The sequence below is a fragment of the Pseudomonas sp. SIMBA_068 genome, assembly GCF_046534705.1.
GTDB classification, from domain to species: Bacteria; Pseudomonadota; Gammaproteobacteria; order Pseudomonadales; family Pseudomonadaceae; genus Aquipseudomonas; species Aquipseudomonas putida.
The window spans coordinates 1-261 of record NZ_JAWRYI010000815.1; the positions used below are offsets into that span (position 1 = coordinate 1).

Sequence of the window (261 nt, forward strand, 5' to 3'; positions counted from 1 at the left end):
ACGACATTTGCAGGGCGCTAACCATTACCTGAAGTTATCAATTGGGCGGCAGCCCCGGTGGCAGAGCGCTTGTGCATTTACCGCAGGGTGCGCAAAGGCTAGAGTGAGGGCCTTGGCTAGACGAAGGACCCCACCCCAGCACTATGGTCAGACACTCCGAACCCGATCAGACCCTGCTCAAGATGCCTTCGCTGCGCGCGGTCAAAGTGTTCGTCGCGGCCGCCAAATACCAGAACTTCACCCGTGCCGCCGAAGCGCTGT

The 261-nt window shown here is 59.8% G+C and carries 1 pseudogene; it reads left to right on the top strand.

Features of this window, described 5'->3' with window-relative positions:
* Positions 1-143: 143 nt before the first annotated feature.
* A pseudogene (locus SB756_RS31580) lies at positions 144-261 on the top strand (LysR family transcriptional regulator); the annotation flags it as partial.